At 51.6% G+C, this 17,702-nt stretch carries 22 protein-coding genes; 9 read left to right on the forward strand and 13 right to left on the reverse strand.

Going from position 1 to position 17,702, the window contains the following annotated elements; translation table 11 throughout:
- The first annotated feature begins 12 nt into the window (after positions 1-12).
- From TON_RS08180 to trxB, 3 genes are read left to right on the forward strand one after another with little or no spacing between them, the layout of a single operon-like run.
- Positions 13-498 (forward strand): hypothetical protein, encoded by a 486-nt coding sequence (locus tag TON_RS08180; protein WP_148202381.1) that lies wholly within the window; start codon positions 13-15, stop codon positions 496-498.
- Between the two features lie 59 nt (positions 499-557).
- Positions 558-899 carry a hypothetical protein gene (locus tag TON_RS10385; protein ID WP_148202382.1) on the forward strand — a complete coding sequence of 114 codons (342 nt, stop codon included), beginning with the start codon at positions 558-560 and terminating at the stop codon, positions 897-899.
- 31 nt (positions 900-930) lie between these two features.
- Entirely contained in the window at positions 931-1,923 is a 993-nt protein-coding gene (trxB, locus tag TON_RS08185; RefSeq protein ID WP_012572565.1) for a thioredoxin-disulfide reductase, read from the forward strand.
- Between the two features lie 19 nt (positions 1,924-1,942).
- Here the strand turns inward: trxB and TON_RS08190 are convergent, their stop codons facing one another.
- Entirely contained in the window at positions 1,943-2,149 is a 207-nt protein-coding gene (locus TON_RS08190) for a hypothetical protein (RefSeq protein WP_148202383.1), read from the reverse strand.
- Between the two features lie 265 nt (positions 2,150-2,414).
- Here TON_RS08190 and TON_RS08195 point away from each other — a divergent pair, with 265 nt between their 5' ends.
- Positions 2,415-3,752 carry an ornithine aminotransferase gene (locus TON_RS08195; protein ID WP_012572567.1) on the forward strand — a complete coding sequence of 446 codons (1,338 nt, stop codon included), beginning with the start codon at positions 2,415-2,417 and terminating at the stop codon, positions 3,750-3,752.
- 74 nt (positions 3,753-3,826) lie between these two features.
- Positions 3,827-4,426, forward strand: coding sequence for an ECF transporter S component (locus TON_RS08200; protein ID WP_012572568.1), 600 nt, complete (start codon positions 3,827-3,829; stop codon positions 4,424-4,426).
- On the opposite strand, the gene TON_RS08205 is transcribed toward TON_RS08200, so the two are convergent.
- The 6 genes from TON_RS08205 to TON_RS10145 form a co-directional block, all read right to left on the reverse strand.
- On the reverse strand, positions 4,423-4,707 hold the full coding sequence (locus tag TON_RS08205) for a family 4B encapsulin nanocompartment shell protein (RefSeq protein ID WP_012572569.1): 285 nt from the start codon (positions 4,705-4,707) through the stop codon (positions 4,423-4,425). The genes TON_RS08200 and TON_RS08205 overlap by 4 nt on opposite strands.
- On the reverse strand, positions 4,694-5,371 hold the full coding sequence (gene deoC / locus TON_RS08210; protein WP_048055106.1) for a deoxyribose-phosphate aldolase: 678 nt from the start codon (positions 5,369-5,371) through the stop codon (positions 4,694-4,696). The genes TON_RS08205 and deoC overlap by 14 nt, the downstream gene beginning before the upstream one ends.
- Positions 5,372-5,543: 172 nt before the next feature.
- Positions 5,544-5,849: a hypothetical protein gene (locus TON_RS08215; protein WP_012572571.1), complete on the reverse strand. Its 306-nt coding sequence runs from the start codon at positions 5,847-5,849 to the stop codon at positions 5,544-5,546.
- Positions 5,850-5,880: 31 nt separating this feature from the next.
- Positions 5,881-7,098, reverse strand: a complete 1,218-nt coding sequence (locus TON_RS08220) for a CGP-CTERM-anchored Cys-rich protein (protein WP_012572572.1) — start codon at positions 7,096-7,098, stop codon at positions 5,881-5,883.
- 161 nt (positions 7,099-7,259) lie between these two features.
- Positions 7,260-8,477, reverse strand: a complete 1,218-nt coding sequence (locus tag TON_RS08225; protein ID WP_012572573.1) for an MFS transporter — start codon at positions 8,475-8,477, stop codon at positions 7,260-7,262.
- 62 nt (positions 8,478-8,539) lie between these two features.
- Entirely contained in the window at positions 8,540-9,454 is a 915-nt protein-coding gene (locus TON_RS10145) for a radical SAM protein (protein ID WP_083757806.1), read from the reverse strand.
- 166 nt (positions 9,455-9,620) lie between these two features.
- Here TON_RS10145 and eno point away from each other — a divergent pair, with 166 nt between their 5' ends.
- A complete protein-coding gene (gene eno / locus TON_RS08235) occupies positions 9,621-10,913 on the forward strand; it encodes a phosphopyruvate hydratase (protein WP_012572575.1) in 1,293 nt (430 codons plus the stop codon).
- Positions 10,914-11,094: 181 nt separating this feature from the next.
- On the forward strand, positions 11,095-11,925 hold the full coding sequence (locus TON_RS08240) for a radical SAM protein (RefSeq protein WP_012572576.1): 831 nt from the start codon (positions 11,095-11,097) through the stop codon (positions 11,923-11,925).
- Positions 11,926-12,004: 79 nt separating this feature from the next.
- Here TON_RS08240 and TON_RS08245 read toward each other — a convergent pair whose 3' ends face one another.
- From TON_RS08245 to TON_RS08255, 3 genes are read right to left on the reverse strand one after another with little or no spacing between them, the layout of a single operon-like run.
- On the reverse strand, positions 12,005-12,457 hold the full coding sequence (locus tag TON_RS08245) for an Lrp/AsnC family transcriptional regulator (RefSeq protein WP_012572577.1): 453 nt from the start codon (positions 12,455-12,457) through the stop codon (positions 12,005-12,007).
- 55 nt (positions 12,458-12,512) lie between these two features.
- Positions 12,513-13,067, reverse strand: a complete 555-nt coding sequence (locus TON_RS08250) for an XTP/dITP diphosphatase (RefSeq protein ID WP_012572578.1) — start codon at positions 13,065-13,067, stop codon at positions 12,513-12,515.
- A gap of 42 nt (positions 13,068-13,109) precedes the next feature.
- Positions 13,110-13,598 (reverse strand): adenosine-specific kinase, encoded by a 489-nt coding sequence (locus tag TON_RS08255; protein ID WP_012572579.1) that lies wholly within the window; start codon positions 13,596-13,598, stop codon positions 13,110-13,112.
- 57 nt (positions 13,599-13,655) lie between these two features.
- On the opposite strand from TON_RS08255, the gene TON_RS08260 reads away from it, so the two are divergent.
- Positions 13,656-14,573 carry an Lrp/AsnC family transcriptional regulator gene (locus tag TON_RS08260; protein WP_012572580.1) on the forward strand — a complete coding sequence of 306 codons (918 nt, stop codon included), beginning with the start codon at positions 13,656-13,658 and terminating at the stop codon, positions 14,571-14,573.
- Here the strand turns inward: TON_RS08260 and TON_RS08265 are convergent.
- Both TON_RS08265 and TON_RS08270 read right to left on the reverse strand, forming a co-directional pair.
- Positions 14,570-15,502, reverse strand: a complete 933-nt coding sequence (locus tag TON_RS08265; RefSeq protein WP_012572581.1) for an SPASM domain-containing protein — start codon at positions 15,500-15,502, stop codon at positions 14,570-14,572. The two genes, TON_RS08260 and TON_RS08265, sit on opposite strands and share 4 nt — an antisense overlap.
- Positions 15,503-15,609: 107 nt before the next feature.
- Positions 15,610-16,038, reverse strand: coding sequence for a molybdenum cofactor biosynthesis protein MoaE (locus TON_RS08270; protein WP_012572582.1), 429 nt, complete (start codon positions 16,036-16,038; stop codon positions 15,610-15,612).
- Between the two features lie 99 nt (positions 16,039-16,137).
- Between TON_RS08270 and TON_RS08275 the strand changes: the two genes are divergently transcribed.
- Complete coding sequence (locus tag TON_RS08275) at positions 16,138-17,010, forward strand: hypothetical protein (protein WP_012572583.1); 873 nt, start codon at positions 16,138-16,140, stop codon at positions 17,008-17,010.
- Here TON_RS08275 and TON_RS08280 read toward each other — a convergent pair.
- A complete protein-coding gene (locus TON_RS08280; protein WP_012572584.1) occupies positions 17,003-17,701 on the reverse strand; it encodes a ThiF family adenylyltransferase in 699 nt (232 codons plus the stop codon). The genes TON_RS08275 and TON_RS08280 overlap by 8 nt on opposite strands.
- Position 17,702: the final 1 nt, after the last annotated feature.

The following is a 17,702-nucleotide window of genomic DNA, read 5'->3' on the forward strand; positions in this document are numbered from 1 at the left end:
CAACATTCGTCGGTGGTACTATGGATCCGGGAGTTTTCTTTTTCTTCTTTTATCTTGTTCATTATCTTGGCGATCATCCTCTGGGGCCATCGCCAGCGAGAGAGTGCTAGGCAGAAAGCCGAGAGGTTCAGGGGAGAGGTAAGGATCGAGGGAAACGAGCTGGTTTTCCCCAGGAGAATGAGGCTCGTTAAGGGAAGACTCCCCCTTAGGGGGTACTGGTCTAGCTCCGGGAGGAGTAGGCATTACCATATCGACAGGAAGTTCACTCAGAGTGAGGAATTAGAAACAGACAGAATAGAACTGAAGCCGGAGATGTTCTCCCTGATCATGAATAAGAGCGAAGAGACTTTAATAGAAGTTCCAGCGTATCTCCCCATGGAGCCAGAGCTCGAGAACATCCTGCTGATACCCATAATTCCGTCCTACAGGTTCGAGATCGACAAGCAATCGCTGGAGGCCTTAAAGGGGACAGAGTTCGCCCATGCAAGGATTGACTAATCGAGTGGTGCTTTTCCGGAAGGCTCTACGTCACCGTTCAGAAGTACAGGGGAGCGAGGGTGAAGCTGAAGAGGGAAAGCCCTAGATTACTGAGAAGCTTGCTGAAACAAGGGAAAGCACTGAATTCAGCAGGAGTTCATGAGGAAAAAGCTTATGACAATTTCCAACAAGAACGTTATCGATCCGAGGGAGTTCAAGAAGCTCCTTGGAAAGAGTGTCTTCTTAGAAGGACACGTGAGTACATCATAGAGCTCACTCTCGACGTTCCCCTTGGAAGCGACATCCACGACAGGACAACTTTAAGGGTCAAACCAGGGAAAGGGTACCTGATGGAGAGGTCGAGGTGGAGGTCGTCGTGTGAATATATTTACACATTTGTGGGCAATAATGCTTTTAAATAGCCCATGTTAGAAAATCCTGGAGGTGGGAGAGATGTTTAGTCTGGGAGGATTTTCACGCGGAGGCGAGTACGAGAAGAAGGCCTGGGACGTGCTCATCATAGGCGCGGGACCGGCTGGCTTCACCGCAGCGATATACGCGGCACGCTTCGGACTGGAGACCCTGATAATCAGCAAGGACCTCGGCGGAAACATGGCACTGACGGACCTCATAGAGAACTACCCCGGCTTCCCGGAGGGCATCAGCGGCTCGGAGCTCACCACCCGGATGCACGAGCACGTCAAAAAGCTTGGCGTTGACATCGTCTTTGACGAGGTCGAGAGGATCGACCCGACCGAGTGCGCCTATTACGAGGGCCCGTGCAAGTTCGTCGTCAGAACGAAGAACGGCAAGGAGTACAAGGGCAAGACCATAATCATAGCCGTCGGCGCCGCCCCAAGGAAGCTCAACGTTCCAGGCGAGGCCGAGTTCACAGGCAGGGGAGTCAGCTACTGCGCCACCTGCGACGGCCCGCTCTTCAAAGGCAAGAAGGTCATAGTTGTTGGAGGCGGAAACACCGCCCTTCAGGAGGCCCTCTACCTCAAAAGCATAGGCGTCGATGTCACCCTCGTCCACAGGCGTGACCAGTTCAGGGCCGACAAGATACTCCAGGACAGGTTCAAGGCCAGCGGAATTCCGATGATACTCAACACCGTCGTCACCGAGATTAAGGGAACCAACAAAGTCGAGGCGGTGAAGCTCAAGAACGTCAAGACCGGCGAGGAGACGGAGATGGCCGTTGACGGCGTCTTCATCTTCATAGGATACGAGCCGAAGACGGACTTCGTCAAGCACCTCGGCATAACCGACGAGTACGGTTACATTCCGGTTGATATGCACATGCGCACCAAGGTCAAGGGCATCTTCGCTGCTGGAGACATCACCAACGTCTTCAAGCAGATAGCCGTTGCAGTCGGTCAGGGTGCCATCGCTGCCAACTCAGCGAAGGAGCTCCTCGAGGAGTGGGGCGAGAAGAACGGGGAGTGAGCTTCAGAGTCATCTCTTTTCATTTCTTGCTTTCAGCCGTCTCTGACACATCATAAGGAAAGGCCGAACTGCTTTTATCTTCTTCGTCAAAGAGAAAACCCCTGTCAAAGAGCGATATTAAGACAAAATCCCACAAAGCCATGAACGGGATTACCTCAACTGCCATGTCAAGGGCGGCTATTAAATCCCGCTCACCCATAAGAACCCCCATGGCAACAATCACCATTATCGAGGCGATGGAACTAGCCAGAAAGGCTTTACCAAAATCCCCCTCTCTTTCGCTCCTTCCGTTTGATGCTCCAGTAAAACTTCACCACCACAATACCGAAAATCGAAACTCTTATAAGTTTATTAACTTTGCGTCCCCACGGGTGATGGTCTTTACGGGCTCACGCTTTTCGGCGTTCTCCCGAAGATTTTTCGACCAAAAGTGTTCATTGATGAACATAGAATTATATAGGAGGAGTTCCTTTTCCCATCGGTGATGCACAATGGTGGTTAGGCCAAACGTTAAGGAGCTTCCCGGGCCGAAGGCTCAGGAGATAATAAAGAAGAACTTCGAGGCTCTGGCAGTTACCACCCAGGATCCCGATACCCTCCCCATAGTCATCGACCACGGTGATGGCATACTCGTCTACGACGTCGACGGAAACGTCTTCTACGACTTCGGAAGCGGTGTCGGTGTTCTCAACGTCGGCCACGCCCACCCGAGGGTCGTTGAGGCCGTCAAAAAGCAGGCTGAGAAGTTCACTCACTTCGCGCTGAACGACTTCTTCTACGAGAACGCCATAATACTAGCCAACAAGCTTGCAGAGCTGGCTCCAGGCGACTTCCCGAAGAAGGTCGTTTACCAGAACAGCGGTGCCGAGGCCAACGAGGCCATGATGAAGCTCGTCAAGTACGGCACCGGCAGGAAGAGGTTCATAGCCTTCTACCACGCCTTCCACGGCAGGACCCAGGCCGTTCTCAGCCTCACCGCGAGCAAGTGGGTCCAGCAGGAGCGCTTCTTCCCGACCATGCCGGGCGTCGAGCACATTCCCTATCCTAACCCCTACAGGAACCCCTGGCACATTGATGGCTACGCCGAGCCGGACGAGCTCGTTAACAGGGTCATTGAGTTCATCGAAGAGTACGTCTTCCGCCACGTTCCGCCCGAAGAGGTTGGTGCCATAGTCTTCGAGCCGATACAGGGTGAGGGTGGATACGTCGTTCCACCGAAGAACTTCTTTAAGGAGCTGAAGAAGTTAGCGGACAACTACGGAATACTCCTCGCGGATGACGAGGTTCAGATGGGTGTTGGCAGAACGGGCAAGTTCTGGGCCATTGAGCACTTTGGCATTGCCCCGGACACCATCCAGTTCGGTAAGGCCATAGGTGGCGGCATTCCGCTCGCCGGTGTCGTCCACAGGGCCGACATAGCGTTCGACAAGCCGGGCAGGCACGCTTCGACCTTCGGCGGCAATCCAGTGGCAATAGCGGCTGGAATAGAGGTCGTAGAGATCGTCAAGGAGCTCCTGCCGCACGTCCAGGATGTCGGTGACTACCTCCACAAGCGCCTCAAGGAGCTTGAGGAGAAGTACGAGGTCATCGGAGATGCCAGAGGTCTTGGACTGGCTCAAGCCGTTGAGATTGTCAAGAGCAAGGACACCAAGGAGAAGCACCCAGAGCTCAGGAACGAAATCGTCAAGGAAGCCGTCAAGCGCGGCCTTATACTCCTCGGCTGCGGCGACAACAGCATAAGGTTCATCCCACCACTGACCATCAGCAAGGAAGAGATCGACGTGGCTATGGAAATATTCGAGGAGAGCCTCAAGGCCGCTCTCCAGTGATCCATTCTTTTCTTCTCGCTTTTCCTGGGCCAAGTTTTTTAAAGTTGAAACTTGAAATTCTTCAGGTGGTGAACATGGGAGATCTAACTGAAATGCTAAAACCCTACGTGCCCTATGTACTTGGAGGGGCGATCATAGTCTACCTCGCCTACCTCTGGGCCAACAGAGAGAAGTTCAGAAGCGCCAATGTTATGGCAATATCTGCAATGATGGCGGCCGTAGTGGGTGTCACCACTGCATTCGTCACGATAACTATTCCGGCGACCGGCGGCTACCTCAACTTCGGCGACACGATGGTGATGTTCACAGCTATGGTCTTCGGACCCGTTATTGGTGTCTTCGCAGGTGGTGTCGGCTCTGCCCTTGGCGATGTTATAGCAGGATATCCTGGATGGGCGCCAATAACGCTCGTCGTCAAGGGACTGGAAGGCCTCGCTGTTGGTTATCTGGCAAGGAGAAGCGACAATGTCTCGACGCTCATCATAGCCGGAATAGTCGGCGGAGTAATAATGATAACCGGCTACTTCCTGTTCGAGGCGTACATGTTTGGAATTCCGGCGGCGGCCCAGGAAGTCCCACCCAACATCGTCCAGGCGGTCACAGGTGTTTTAGTCGGCACCGGGCTAGCACAGGCGATAAAGAAGAGGTATCCCGAGGTCGAGGACCTCATCTAAACGTCCAGCTTCTTTATTTCTTCCCACATTTCACTTTCCTTGAGGAGAGGCTCGACAGAAATCCTTCTGGAGGCGCGCTTTATCTGGCCGAGGTACTTGGAGTCAGCAACCACCGCGTCGTAGCCGAGCTCATCAATCTTGTATATCTTAAGCTTGCACTCCCTAAGCACCTGGATGGTGTACTCCAAGAAACCTGGACCAACGAGGAGGATGTCCGGCTCAAGACCCTCCACCCTGAGCTCCTGAATGGCCCGATCAAGGATGTCCTTAATCTCCCGCATCCATCGCCCCCTCCACAATCTTCACGCCACTCGAGGTCCCTATCCTCGTCGCGCCAGCCTCTATCATAGCCATTGCCTGCTCGTATGTCCTGACTCCTCCAGATGCTTTGACACCCATGTCTGGACCAACGACCTTTCTCATCAGCCTGACGTCCTCGACTGTTGCGCCACCGGTTCCGAAGCCGGTCGAGGTCTTCACAAAGTCCGCTCCAGCCTCCTTAGCCAGCTCGCAGGCCTTGATTTTCTCCTCCTCCGTTAGATAGCAGGTCTCGATAATGACCTTGACTATTGCCCCCTTTTCATGGGCGACCTTAACGACCTCCTCTATGTCTCGCCTAACGTACTCATAATCGCCGTCCTTCAGCGCGCCGATGTTTATCACCATATCCAGCTCATCAGCGCCGTCTTCAAGTGCTTTCTTCGCCTCGAAGACCTTAACTTCTGTGGGAGTTGCACCGAGTGGAAATCCTATGACAGTGGCCACTTTTACGTTCGAGCCTTTGAGCTGCTCCTTGGCGAGTTTGACGCGGTAGGGATTGACGCAGACGGCGTAGAAGTTGTAGCGCTTGGCCTCATCACAGAGCTTGATTATGTCATCAGCGGTAGCGTAAGGTTTGAGATTCGTATGGTCGATATACCTGGCGACATCGATGTGATCGCTCATACCCATCACCGGTTACTACTCCATCTAAATGTATTTAGAATTTTCCCTCAAAAATGGGCACTCAATCAGAAAATCTGCAGGCCCCCTTTGGATTTTTAACAATTTTTGAGCTTTTTTCTAAAAGGCAGAGGAAGTTCTAATGAAGATTCAAACGAACGTTAGAAAGGCAACCTTACACCCCCAGGAATTTCAAATCCTTTAAAAACCTCTCCTTAACACCCCTCTCACCAAACTGTGGCTCCTCTTCACCTCTGACTATCCGCTCAAAAACCCTCACTGCGTTGTCCCAGTTCTCCTCGAGTGTCCTTCCCTTCGGTACGGCGTTTCTCAGAACATGCCATTTCTCGTTCTCATAGTCGTAGACGATTATCCTCGGTATGTAGTCCAAGTCCATGAAAGTGTCGTCTAAGGTAAGCTCCACCCTAAAGCCGTCCAGCTCGAGAAAACCCTCTTCGCGAAGCCCTCTTTTCCAGTCCATGGTGAAAAGTTGGAGAGAGAGGTTTAAAAGTTCACCTCCTCCGCAGGAAGGCAAACAGCGACAGCCCAACGACTAAGGCAGGACCGCATATTCCACCATTTGGTGAACTCTCCGTCGACGTGGTGGCATCTGTGGATGGGGACTGGGTTACTGTTGGGCCAACATAGGCAGTTCCGTTCGGGAGGTTGTAGGTGGGCACCTCATCGGTGGTGCACCTGACCAGCATTGGATTAAGGCTCTCCTCGTAGGGTATCCACGCATAAGTGCCGTCTTTTGTCTCGTACCAGCCGATGTGGGAGTTAGGTCCCGCCTTTCCAGGCCCGGCAACTTTAGCTATCGCTTCGATGTCTTCGTCGCTTATTTGGAGCACCCCGACATCCCTCAGCCACTCGAGCTCGACTTTTACCGCCTCCGAGAAGTTCACCTCGGAGGAATCAACCACAGGAACGAGCCTTCCACTCATGGGTTCCACGAAGGTCAACGCCGGGTTGCAGTCAACACCAAAGGCCGAGAGAAAGTCCTTAACGGCAGCCTCAACCTCTCCAGGCTCCATGTTGTAAGCTTCAACCTCCACCCTCACGAGACCCGCCCGGATAACTTTCTCAGGATCAATCCCGTGCTCCCTCAGGCAGGACTCAAAGGCATCGTTTGGCTTCCAGGTGCAGATCCCGTTTACGCAGCCGCAGCTCGTCAGGCCAAGGCAGGTGTACCACTCGCGATAGACGCAAGGGGTTACTATCCTGGTGGCCTCTTCCCTTGGAGCGCATACTTCCCCGGAGCAGCCGCCAGTAGCGCAGTCCCCATCCAAAGTGCACTCTTCCCCAGCCACCGGCGTCAGGGTTATCGTGACGTTGTCCCTGGTAAAAGTTAGATTGTCCCTCGTTTTCCATCCATCAGCCTTCAACTTTTCAAGTGCGTCAGTTGTTATCAGGAGCGAGGCGTTGAAGGCTGTTTTAGTCAACCCAGTCTCTCTCCACTCTGCCGGAATCTCTATCCTCAGGTGGGGACCGTCGCTGGCGTTCCACAGTACAACTACAAGCCTTTTGTCGTAGTGGGAGCGAAAGATGAAGGTATCATTCTCGACTATTGCGTTGTGAAGAGCATTGAAAGCGGGATACGGCTTGTAAATTATCCCTGGCTTGTTCAGAACGACCTCGACCGCATAGACATCGGTGGGGCTCATGCAGGCCTCGGACAGGGGTGTTAGAGCGAACATCAAAAACACAATCAGCACCATAACCCTCTTCATGATCTCCACCGTAGGAAATAAGGAGAGGAAATATATACCCCTTCCCATCGCTTCAATCCAGCTTGAACTGACCTCCTCCCGGCTAAGGGCGAGGCTTGAGAAAAGAAAAGTCAAAGGCCATCCAATTCCCAAATTTGCCATTGTATTGTTTAGGATACGGCCTACCGCTCATTTGGGATAGCCTCCGCGTGCCTGAGCCGTAGGGTCTCCCCGAGGGGCCCCACGATTTCACCGGCCTTCAGGAAGATTCCAGCAACCAGCAACGCTATGGCAAACACCAGTCTCGCCCCCCCAAGCCCAAGCCAATCAACGGCAAACCCGTAGATGAAGTAGAAAACGCTCATGACCAGTGCCGAGACCATGGAGTAAACGGACAGTATGGTGGCCCTCTTCTCGCTCGGAATCCTGTACTGGATCTCTATCCCAAGGTTAAAGGAGAAGGCCGTGTGAATCACCGTAACGAAAATCCCAATGGCAATAATCCAAAGCGGATTCTGGTAAACGACCGACAATGCCGTCAATACTGGAATGACAACCGGGGCAAGGGAGTAGGCCTTAACGCTCCACGAGTCCCTTAAGCGAACGCCTATGAGCCTTGGGATAATCTTCACGATGGATTCAACAATTCCAAGGAGTCCAAGGGTTCCCATTAAGGTCGTTCCAAGGCTTTTTGCGAGTATCTCACCGAGGTAGGGCTCGAAGAACTTCCGGAACTGGTTCGTGGCCATGACGACGGTTATCGAGAGAACCACCAGCCAGAAGAGCTGGGGCTGGAGGATGTCCTTGAATGAATGGAGAGTGTGTGAGAGGTATGAGCGCTCTGGTTTTTTGAATTCATATTCTGGAATCGTGTAGGCCACGATAAGGGTAGCTATTTCAAGGATTAACGTAAGAAGAAGGGGAAGCCAGAAGCCGTAGAGCTGGGCGAGGATTCCTCCGATCGCTATGGCTAGTGCCGAGAGTGGAATCGTAAGGGTTTTAATGTCCCTCATTAGGCTCCGGTATTCTCTTTCCATCCCAAGGTGTTTGAGGTTGTCAAAGAGCCACGCTTGGAGGCTTCCGCTCACGAACGTTGCGCCGAACGAAGCAACAATGGCATAAATGAGTAACATAGGGAATCCCCTAAGGAATATCAGGAATATCATGGCCGTTATATTTATCGCAAAGCCCACCAGAACGCTGAGCTTCCTGCTCATCTTGTCCGCGACCACACCTGTCGGGACCTCAAACAGGAAGAATCCCACAGTCAGTATCGATGTCGCGATGCCTATCTGGGCATATGTAAGGCCCTTTGAGAGGTAGTAGACGATGAGGAGGTTCCCAATGAAGCCTGTATTCATGAAGATGTAAAGTAAGGTATAGCGCTTTACTATATCCATATTCCATCACCTGTCTCCCGATTACAGCGCAGACAAAAATAAAAATGTTAGAAGAATTCAGGTTATCTCCTTTCCAGGTAAGTATCAATGTGTCCCTTGGTTACTACGCTGTCCGAGAGGGTGGCTAATTCAACCCCGACGTTGAGGACTCCAAATTCTGTCTTGATGTGGTGGTAGATGTCATAAACTCTATTAAGCTGTTCCGGGAGAACAGTTGCTCTCACAGAAATCTTGTGGAGCTTTCCTCTTTTTTTAGCTTCTTCAACGAGGTGCTTGAGGTTTTTAGCTACAACATTGTAGGTGGGGGAGTTGTCCGCAAAGGGTCTGTTATGGTCGTGGATTTCTTTAGGTCCATCCATGCTCACTATCACGTTGAAGGGGTGGTTTAGTACGAATTCAGCCACCTCTGGGGTGAGAAGGTATCCGTTGGTTGTAACGTTGAAAAAGACGGGTTTCTTTGTTTCCCTGGCCTTCTGCTCTGCATAGAGGACGCCTTCTTTTATTGCAGGAAAGTTTAGTAGGGGTTCCCCTCCAAAGAAGACTATGCTCACTCCATAGGGAGATTTTTCAAATAGGAAGTCTATGGCCTTTCGGATTGTCTCTTTATCCATAAGTTTTGGCTTTTCGAGGGTATAGGTTCCTTTATTTGCGTAGCAGTAAACGCAGGAGAAATTACAGGCCTGGGAAACGTTGATGCTCCCCCCAAGGAGGAAACCGTAATCTTCGTTGTATTCAAGGTTTAGGGGCGGGAGCTGGTTCAAATAGTTCTGAAGTTCCCTAAGTTTTGCTCGCTCTTCCGAGGTTAGTTTGTTCCCTTCCCCTTCTTTGATTTTCTGAAGGCCGGAGTAGGTTTCGGGCTCTACCTCCACCACGTATCCCGAGCTCTCGTGTATCACGAAAAACTTTGGAAAACCAGCTATTTCAGACTTTATACAGTTTAAATCTCTATTTGTATCATCTATATCCATTAATACCATCCTCAATAGGTTAAATGCATAAAATAATTTAAAAAATTTTGACTTTTTTTGTTCTGCAAAACATGGCAACAACCTCGTTATAATAACAGCCAAAAACCCCACAACAAGCCCAGAGAGACTAAAAGCTTTATATGCTGCTTGAAGAATATCACCCGAGGTGATTGAGATGGAGAACCCCTTTGAGATAACCGCGGTCGTTGCCAGGGAGATACTTGACAGCAGAGGGAACCCGACTGTCGAGGTCGAGGTCTACACGCCGATAAGCATGGGGAGGGCAGCGGTTCCGAGCGGAGCGAGCACTGGAACCCACGAGGCCCTTGAGCTCCGCGACGGAGGAAAGCGCTACCACGGAAAAGGTGTTAGAAGGGCTGTTGAGAACGTCAACAAGATAATCGCGCCCGAGCTCATCGGCATGGACGTAACCTGGCAGAGGGACATTGACACCCTGATGCTCGAGCTCGACGGCACCGAGAACAAGAGCAACCTCGGTGCAAACGCTATCCTCGGCGTTTCCCTGGCCGTTGCAAAGGCTGCCGCCAACGCCCTCGGACTTCCGCTCTATCAGTACATCGGGGGGACCAACGCCTACGTCATGCCCGTTCCGATGAGCAACGTCATCAACGGCGGTGTTCACGCCGGCAACGAGCTTGACTTTCAGGAGTTCATGATAATGCCCGTTGGTGCTGACTCCTTCAGAGAAGCTATAAGGTGGGTGAGCGAGACCTACCACGTTCTTAAGAAAGTCATTGCTGAAAAGTACGGCAAGGACGCAATAAACGTAGGAGACGAGGGTGGCTTCGCACCGCCAATGAAAGAGGTCACCGAGCCACTCGAGACCCTCATCAAGGCCATTGAGGAGGCCGGCTACAAGCCGGGCGACGAGATTGCCCTCGCTATTGATGCAGCCTCCAGCGAGTTCTACCACCCGGACATCGGCAAGTACGTCGTTGCCGGCAAGGAGTACACGAGGGAAGAGCTCGTTGACCTCTACAAGGAGCTTGTCTCGGCTTATCCGATAGTCTCCATCGAGGACCCGTTTCAGGAGGAGGACTGGGAGGGCTTCAAGCTCATCACCAGGGAGCTCGGCGGCAAGATACAGATAGTCGGCGACGACCTCTTCGTCACCAACCCGAAGAGGATAAGGAAGGGCATCGAGATGGGTGCCGCCAACGCACTTCTCCTCAAGGTCAACCAGATTGGAACGCTGAGCGAGGCCATAGATGCCGCATACACAGCCTTTAGGGCTGGCTACGGCGTCGTCGTCTCCCACAGGAGCGGAGAGACCGAGGATGCCACCATAGCAGACCTTGCGGTTGCACTCAACGCCGGCCAGATAAAGACCGGTGCCCCGGCAAGGAGTGACAGGAACGCCAAGTACAACCAGCTCATCCGCATTGAGGAGGAGCTCGAGGGCATCGCGCACTATCCGGGCAGGAAGTTCAGGAACCCGTTCTTCTGAGCCCTTCTCTTTCTTTTCCACATTATTGGCCAGCAAGAGTTTTTAACTTCGGCTTCAACGTTTTTTGAACTCGCAAGAACCAGCAGGGTGTGCTCATCCTAGGAGGCCTCAACCGATGAAGAATGACTATCAAACTCTCCGAGTAGACTCTGCCACCTACACCCCTCAGGGAGGGAACTGAATGCCCAAAAAACTCAAAATCTACATCCCTGGCATCAAATTTCCCTCAATCTCGCTCACGGGCAACTACTGTGCCCTCAATTGCGCCCACTGTGGGAGGCACTACCTGGAGAGGATGAGAAAACCCACGCGAAGGGAGCTCCTCAACTACTGTATGAATCTGGAAAAGGAAGGCTATACCGGCTGCCTCCTCAGCGGTGGCATGGATTCCAGGTTGAAGGTACCACTGGATAAGTACGCAGACGAGCTGAGGAAAATAAAGAGGGGGACGAGCTTAAAGCTCAACGCCCACGTTGGGTTCATAGACGAGAGCGATTTGGAGTGGGTCAAATACGTTGACGTCGTTTCCCTCGACTTCGTCGGCGATAACGACGTGATAAAGCGCGTGTACAAGATAAACAAGACCGTCAAAGACTATCTCAGAATCCTCGATCTGCTCACCGAAGCCGGTGTTAGGGTCGCACCCCACATAACAATCGGCCTTGACTTCGGCAGGATTCACTGGGAGTACAAGGCAATAGACATGCTCCTTCAGTACCCAATAGACGTGCTCGTCCTTGACGTGCTCATTCCAACAGCCGGCACTGAGATGGAGAGCCTTCAAAAGCCAAGCGTGGAGGAGAGCCTCAACGTTGTCAGGTACGCCAGGGAAAAGTTTGATGGCGAGCTCAGCATAGGCTGCATGAGGCCGCTTGGGAAATGGCGCCTTGATTTTGATAAGGGGGCCGTCTTAGCGGGCGTTGACAGACTGACGAACCCACCAAGAAAAGTTATAGAATGGGCAAAAACTGTGAGGGAAGTTGAGATAATCTACGAGTGCTGCGTTATGTAGGGCGCCACGGTAGTGGGCTCAGTAAACCTCGCATCATCATAAAATCAGAAAGGAGAACGCCAATCATCGCCCCAAAGCTTTACAGCTCCTCCTTCACGGTGACGAATGACACCATAGTTACAGTCTGGCCGACGCCCTTGATTTCTCTGAGCCTATCAACGACTATCTTGCCAACCTCCTCCGATGAGGGGGCGCGCACCTTTATGAGGAGATCCCACTCGCCTGCTATGATGTGGACCTCGTAAACCCCTTCGAGGGCGGCTATTCTTTCAGCGACCTCCCGCTGGCTCAGGCCGGAATCTGGCTCGTATCTGGCAAGTATGAAAGCGGTAGTGCCAAGGTTGAGCTTCTTGTAGTTTGGCTTAACAGTGAACTTCTCGATCACGCCCTCCTCAACGAGCTTTTTGATGCGGTAGTGGACGGTGGTCCTCGGGATGCCCAGCTTCTTACTGAGCGAGGCTATGTTCTCCCTGGCGTTTTCCTTAAGTTCCTTCAACAGCTTCATATCAGTGGCATCGAGTGAAGTTACCATCGCGACCCCCTTCGTCACTTGTACAACTGCAATCATAATTTTTGGGAGGATGAGCTTATTTAAGGTTTTCCTTTAGCCACTCTGAAAAAGCTTTAAGAGCCAGACCTCTGTGTGATATTTTGTTCTTTTCGGTGGTTGTCATTTCGGCAAAAGTTCTGTCGAAACCCGAAGGCTTGAATACCGGGTCGAAGCCGAAGCCCATGTTTCCGCGCTTCTCGTGGATTATCTCGCCTTCCACAATACCGGTAAAGATGTGAGCTTCGCCGTCCCAGTAAGCTATGACACTCTTGAAGTACGCCCTCCTGTTCTCAACGCCCTCCATGAGCTTCAGAAGGCCGTCAACGCCGAGGGTCTTGTAGACGTAGGCAGAGTAAACACCAGGGAATCCCTTCAGAGCTTCAACGAAGAGACCAGAATCGTCGAGGAAAAACGGTTCATCGATTTTCCTGCTCAGCCACTCCAAGCCGAAGAGGGCAACTTCTTCGAGCGTATCTGCCTGTATCTCTGGATACTCAACCTTGAGCTGATAAACTTCAACGCCCAAGGGTTCAAAGTACTTTCGCGCTTCCTCAACCTTCCCCGGGTTAGAAGTGATGAACGCCAGCCTCATATAACCACCGGAGGATAGGGAAGAAAAGACGATAAAAAACTTTCAGTCTATTTTGTAACCAATCTTCTCGACGAGTTCACGCCTCTCAGCTTTCTGTTCCTCGGTCTCTATCTTGTTTGCCGCTTTGCCGTCAACGACGCCAAGTACAGACCTTCCAAGATCGGTCTCGGCAACGATAACCTGGAACGGGTTCTCGCTGGCACCGTAGACCATGGCAACGGCAGGGTGGTTCTTGACGGCGTTGAGGACGTTTATCGGGAAGGCGTTCTTCATGAGAATCACAAAGACGTGGCCGGCTCCTATCTTCACTGCGTTCTTGGCGGCAAGCTTCTCAAGCTCCTCATCGTTGCCGGTGAAGCGCGTAAGCTGGGGTTTTGCCTCATTCATGGCCACACCAAACTTTATACCCGGGACAGTTGTGAGAAGTGTCTTTGCGAGGTCATCAACCGTGAATATGGAAAAGTTGCCCTGCCCGATTATTACCTCAACGCCCTCCGGCTTCTCGATGTCCACAACCTCTATCTTCACCATAGTCATCACCGGAAGGATTTAATATCAGGAACGATATAACCTTTTCCGTGAGGTCAAATGAGCGAACTCAACATGGAGGAGATAGAATTCCTCGTCGAGCTTCTGAACAAATACCCTACCGAAAGCCTCCGAAAGATTGCCGAGCTCGAGGGTATTGATTACTACCGGCTCAAGCGCTTGTACGATAAGTACTATGGTGAATATGTTCAGGTCAACGCCATGTACCGAATAGAGAAAGTTGGCCTGAGGAGTTACATCGCTTTTCTCTCTGTTCCCAGGAGCGAACTCCGCTCTGTAGCGGCTCGAATACAACAGAATCCATTTATGATTGACCAGACCGCGATGTTTGGTTTTAAAAACGGGATAAGCTCGATCCTCCACATACCCAAAGAGCAGGTTAAATACATCGACGAGATGCTCTCCAAGTACTCCGAGGACTACGAGTACTACGAGGTCACAAGGTATCCTCCGAAGAAGAAGAGGAGAGAGTTCGGAGAGTGGAAGTACAGCTACGACTACGCCGTGCTCATGGACATATTGAAGTGGGACGCCAGAACACCAATGAAGGAAATATCCCGGATGCTTGGAAAGACTAGGCCGACGATTAGGTATATGATAAACAAGCTGAGGGAGGACGGCATACTGAGGGGCTTCATCGCTACTATAGACATGGACGCTCACGACAGGGGAGTCCTGGGAATAACCTCCCGGCTCGACGAGGCCGTCCTTGAATACTTCAAAGACTACGAGATAATGGTCGGGGTTCTTGATGGCAATAAATACATCCTCGAGTGGTTCTTCAACTCAAAGGAAGACCTTGGAACAAAGCTCTTCGAGTTCAGCACCTATGTAGAGAAGGTCGCCATAGAATACTTCGATCTGCTGGTGGATTTCAACAAAAACCGCAAATTCCAGAGGTTCTCCCAGATGATTAAAAAAGATGGGAGCGGCTATCGCTCCATACTGGAGTTTTAGCGGTTTATAAGGCAGTACTCGATCCCCTTTATCTCCCCGGTTGCCTGATATTCCAGAGCCCTGCAGTCGTGGCAGATGTACTTGAAGGGACAGGTGCTGCAGGCCTCTATCTTATCCTTCGTCATCTTCCAGAACTCCTTGAGGCGCTTCTTCCTGAGGGCCTTCCTCAGTCCGACCTCCTTAACGTCAGCCACGATGTAATTTCTGAGGAGCGGGCACGGAAGAGCATATCCCTCGGCGGTTATTGCAAGGGTTCCTGCAAGGCAGTCATGATACGTCTCGGCGCTCTGATTAAGAACCCTCTTCATCTCTATGACGTTAAAGTCGAGCTTCCTGGCGGAGCCAGGGTAGAGTATATCAACGTAAATTTCCCCGCGGAAGCTGATTTTGAGACCCTTGAGTTCATCGTACTGCTTCGCGGTGGCCATTACGAGAGCTCCGTGGAGCCAGTCCTGAGCCCCAAGCTTCTGAATGTTCTCTTTGGAGTATTCTAGTTCGGCTATGAAACGAACCCCCTCAACTGGATGAACTGATTCGAGGTCCTCGAGCTTAACGACGGCGTACACCTCGGGGACGCCTATCTCAACGGCATATGCAGCGATGCTGGTGAGGTATTCGATGCGATCGTAGTTTGTGAGCCAGAGCTCCTTTCCACCGATATCCATGAAATCCTTTATTATTTCCCTCACCCTCTCGGGGCTGAGGGGTTCCCGCCGGAGCAGAAATGAGTTGTTACCGATGCAGCCTATCGAACGGGGGATACCTGTAATCTCAGAGAACCTCCCACTTCCAGCGCCGAGCTGGATGATGAGTCTCTCCAGCTCCCCGCTATGGGACTGACTGCTCCATGGAGGCTTTCCAACGGAGACAATGTTTGTGGACGTTCCGACATCAACTGAATTAGCGACACTGTATACAACCTTCTCCATTGACCCCCACCGACCGAGAATGGGACAAAATTGTATATATACTTTTTCTATTCCGATTTTGCATACTACTAATAATAGTTAGCAAAAAATGGAGAGAACATAAATGTTCATTCGTCAGGTATAAGCTTATCACCCTCAATCCAGAAGATACCCTCATCAGTCACCTCACGTTTCCAAACCGGGACGCGCCTCTTGACCTCGTCGATTGCCCACATACAGGCCTCAAATGCCTCCTTCCTGTGCTTGCCACTGGCAATAATGAGTATCGTGTCCTCGCCCACGTTGAGCTCGCCGTAGCGGTGCCATATCAGGATGTCCAATATGGGAAACTTTTCAAGTGCTTCTCCCCGTATCCTCTCCATCTCTTCAATGGCCATCTCTTCATAGGCCTCGTAGATGAGTTTTCTGACTTTTCTGCCATGGTTTTCGTTCCTGACCTTCCCCAAGAAGAAAACGTAGCCACCGGCCTCTGGAACGAGAAGATAACTCAACGCCTCATTGAGATCGAAGGGTTCTTTAGTAATCTTAACCTTCATATCCATCCCCCATGGAACTTAAAGCTTCACCCAATTAAATCTGTCGGGCTAATAAAAAGGTTTAAGTGGTTTCAAGCTCAGGGGTTGTCGGTGAATGGAATGAGAAAATACGCGCTTGTGCTTATCCTCATTTTGCTCACTGGACTCATGGCGGGTTGCATATCCTCCAGTGGCTCAACCACGACATCGAGCGAGTCCCTTCCATCTGAAACTCAGACGTTGAGCCCAACAACCACGAGTACCTCCACAACCACCACCCCCACTGAAACCCCAACCTCAACGGAAACTTCGAAGAGGTATGACATTCTCGAGCTCCTACAGGCAGTCTCAGAGATAAAGCAGTTTACCTACGTGAGCAACGCCACGATTTCAATGGTAGTAACAGTGGAGCAGGAAGGAATCACCCAGAAAGACCACGTGAACCTCAGCATAGTCGAGGAAGGTTACATGGACTTTGAATCGTGGAGCGCGTGGATAAATTCCACCACCGTCAGCATGCCGGATGGGGCTTCCACCAACTTCTCACAGGTAATTGTGGGCAACGTGACATACATCCGGACGATTGCCGGATGGATAAAGACGGACGATAGTACCACCAGCAAATTCCTCTGGGAATACAATCTCGTGAGCCTCGCCAGGAAGTATCTAACCAGAGACCCCGACGAACGCGAAGAGGGTGACGTTCTAACGCTCATATACTACCTCAGAAGCTCCGATCTCGAGCCACTGGCAAGGATGTACTTCGCAACCACTCCAGACACGGAGATAAGCGTTGACAACGGCATTTTAGAACTCTACTTCAAGGACGGAGAGCTTGTTGGCGGAAAGATAAGCTACACCGTTAGTTCCAAGACAGTGATAGACGACCCAATGCTCGGCACCATGACGATAACCCAGGAGGGATCCTGGAACGAGGTCATCGAGATAAAGAGCATCAACGAAAAGAAAAGCGTGAAGGAGCCCTCTACTTAAGCTCCACGACATCAAAGGTGTTGAAGGCCAGATCAACTATGAGAAGCTTGTTCAATAGCGGCTCGCCGATGCCTGTGAGTAGCTTAACGACCTCCATTGCCTGAAGCGTGCCGATGACCCCCGCGGTAGCTCCTAAAATCGGGAACTTCTCCTTCTTTCTCCCTACGTTTGGAAAGATTTCGCGCAGGCTTTTGGTGAAGCCCGGAACTATCGTCGTCACCTGACCGTAGGTTCCTTCGACCGCGCCATGGACGAGGGGGATTTTCTTCCTCTGCGCATAGTCATCGAGAAGGAAGCGCGTCTCGAAGTTGTCGAGGCAGTCAACGATTACCTCAACGCCTTCGAGAATCTCATCGATGTTCTCCTCACTTAGACGTCCCACGAAGGTCTCGATTTTTATGTCGGAGTTGAAGCGTTCCAGCTTCCATTTGGCGGAGATCGGTTTGGAGTTCTTATCCAAATCCTCCTCCCAGTGGAGTACCTGCCTGTTGAGGTTGCTGAGCTCGGGTGTCTGCTCGTCTATGAGGAGGAGCGTCCCTATTCCAGCGGCAGCAAGGTAGTAGGCGACCGGACTTCCAAGACCGCCTACTCCTACCACAGCCACCTTGGAGTTCTTGAGCTTTTCCTGACCTTCCTTTCCGAAAATCATGATCTGTCTGTCGTAGCGCTCCAGTTCCCTCTCGCTCAGCATA

Source organism: Thermococcus onnurineus NA1 (assembly GCF_000018365.1).
Taxonomy (GTDB): Archaea; Methanobacteriota_B; Thermococci; order Thermococcales; family Thermococcaceae; genus Thermococcus; species Thermococcus onnurineus.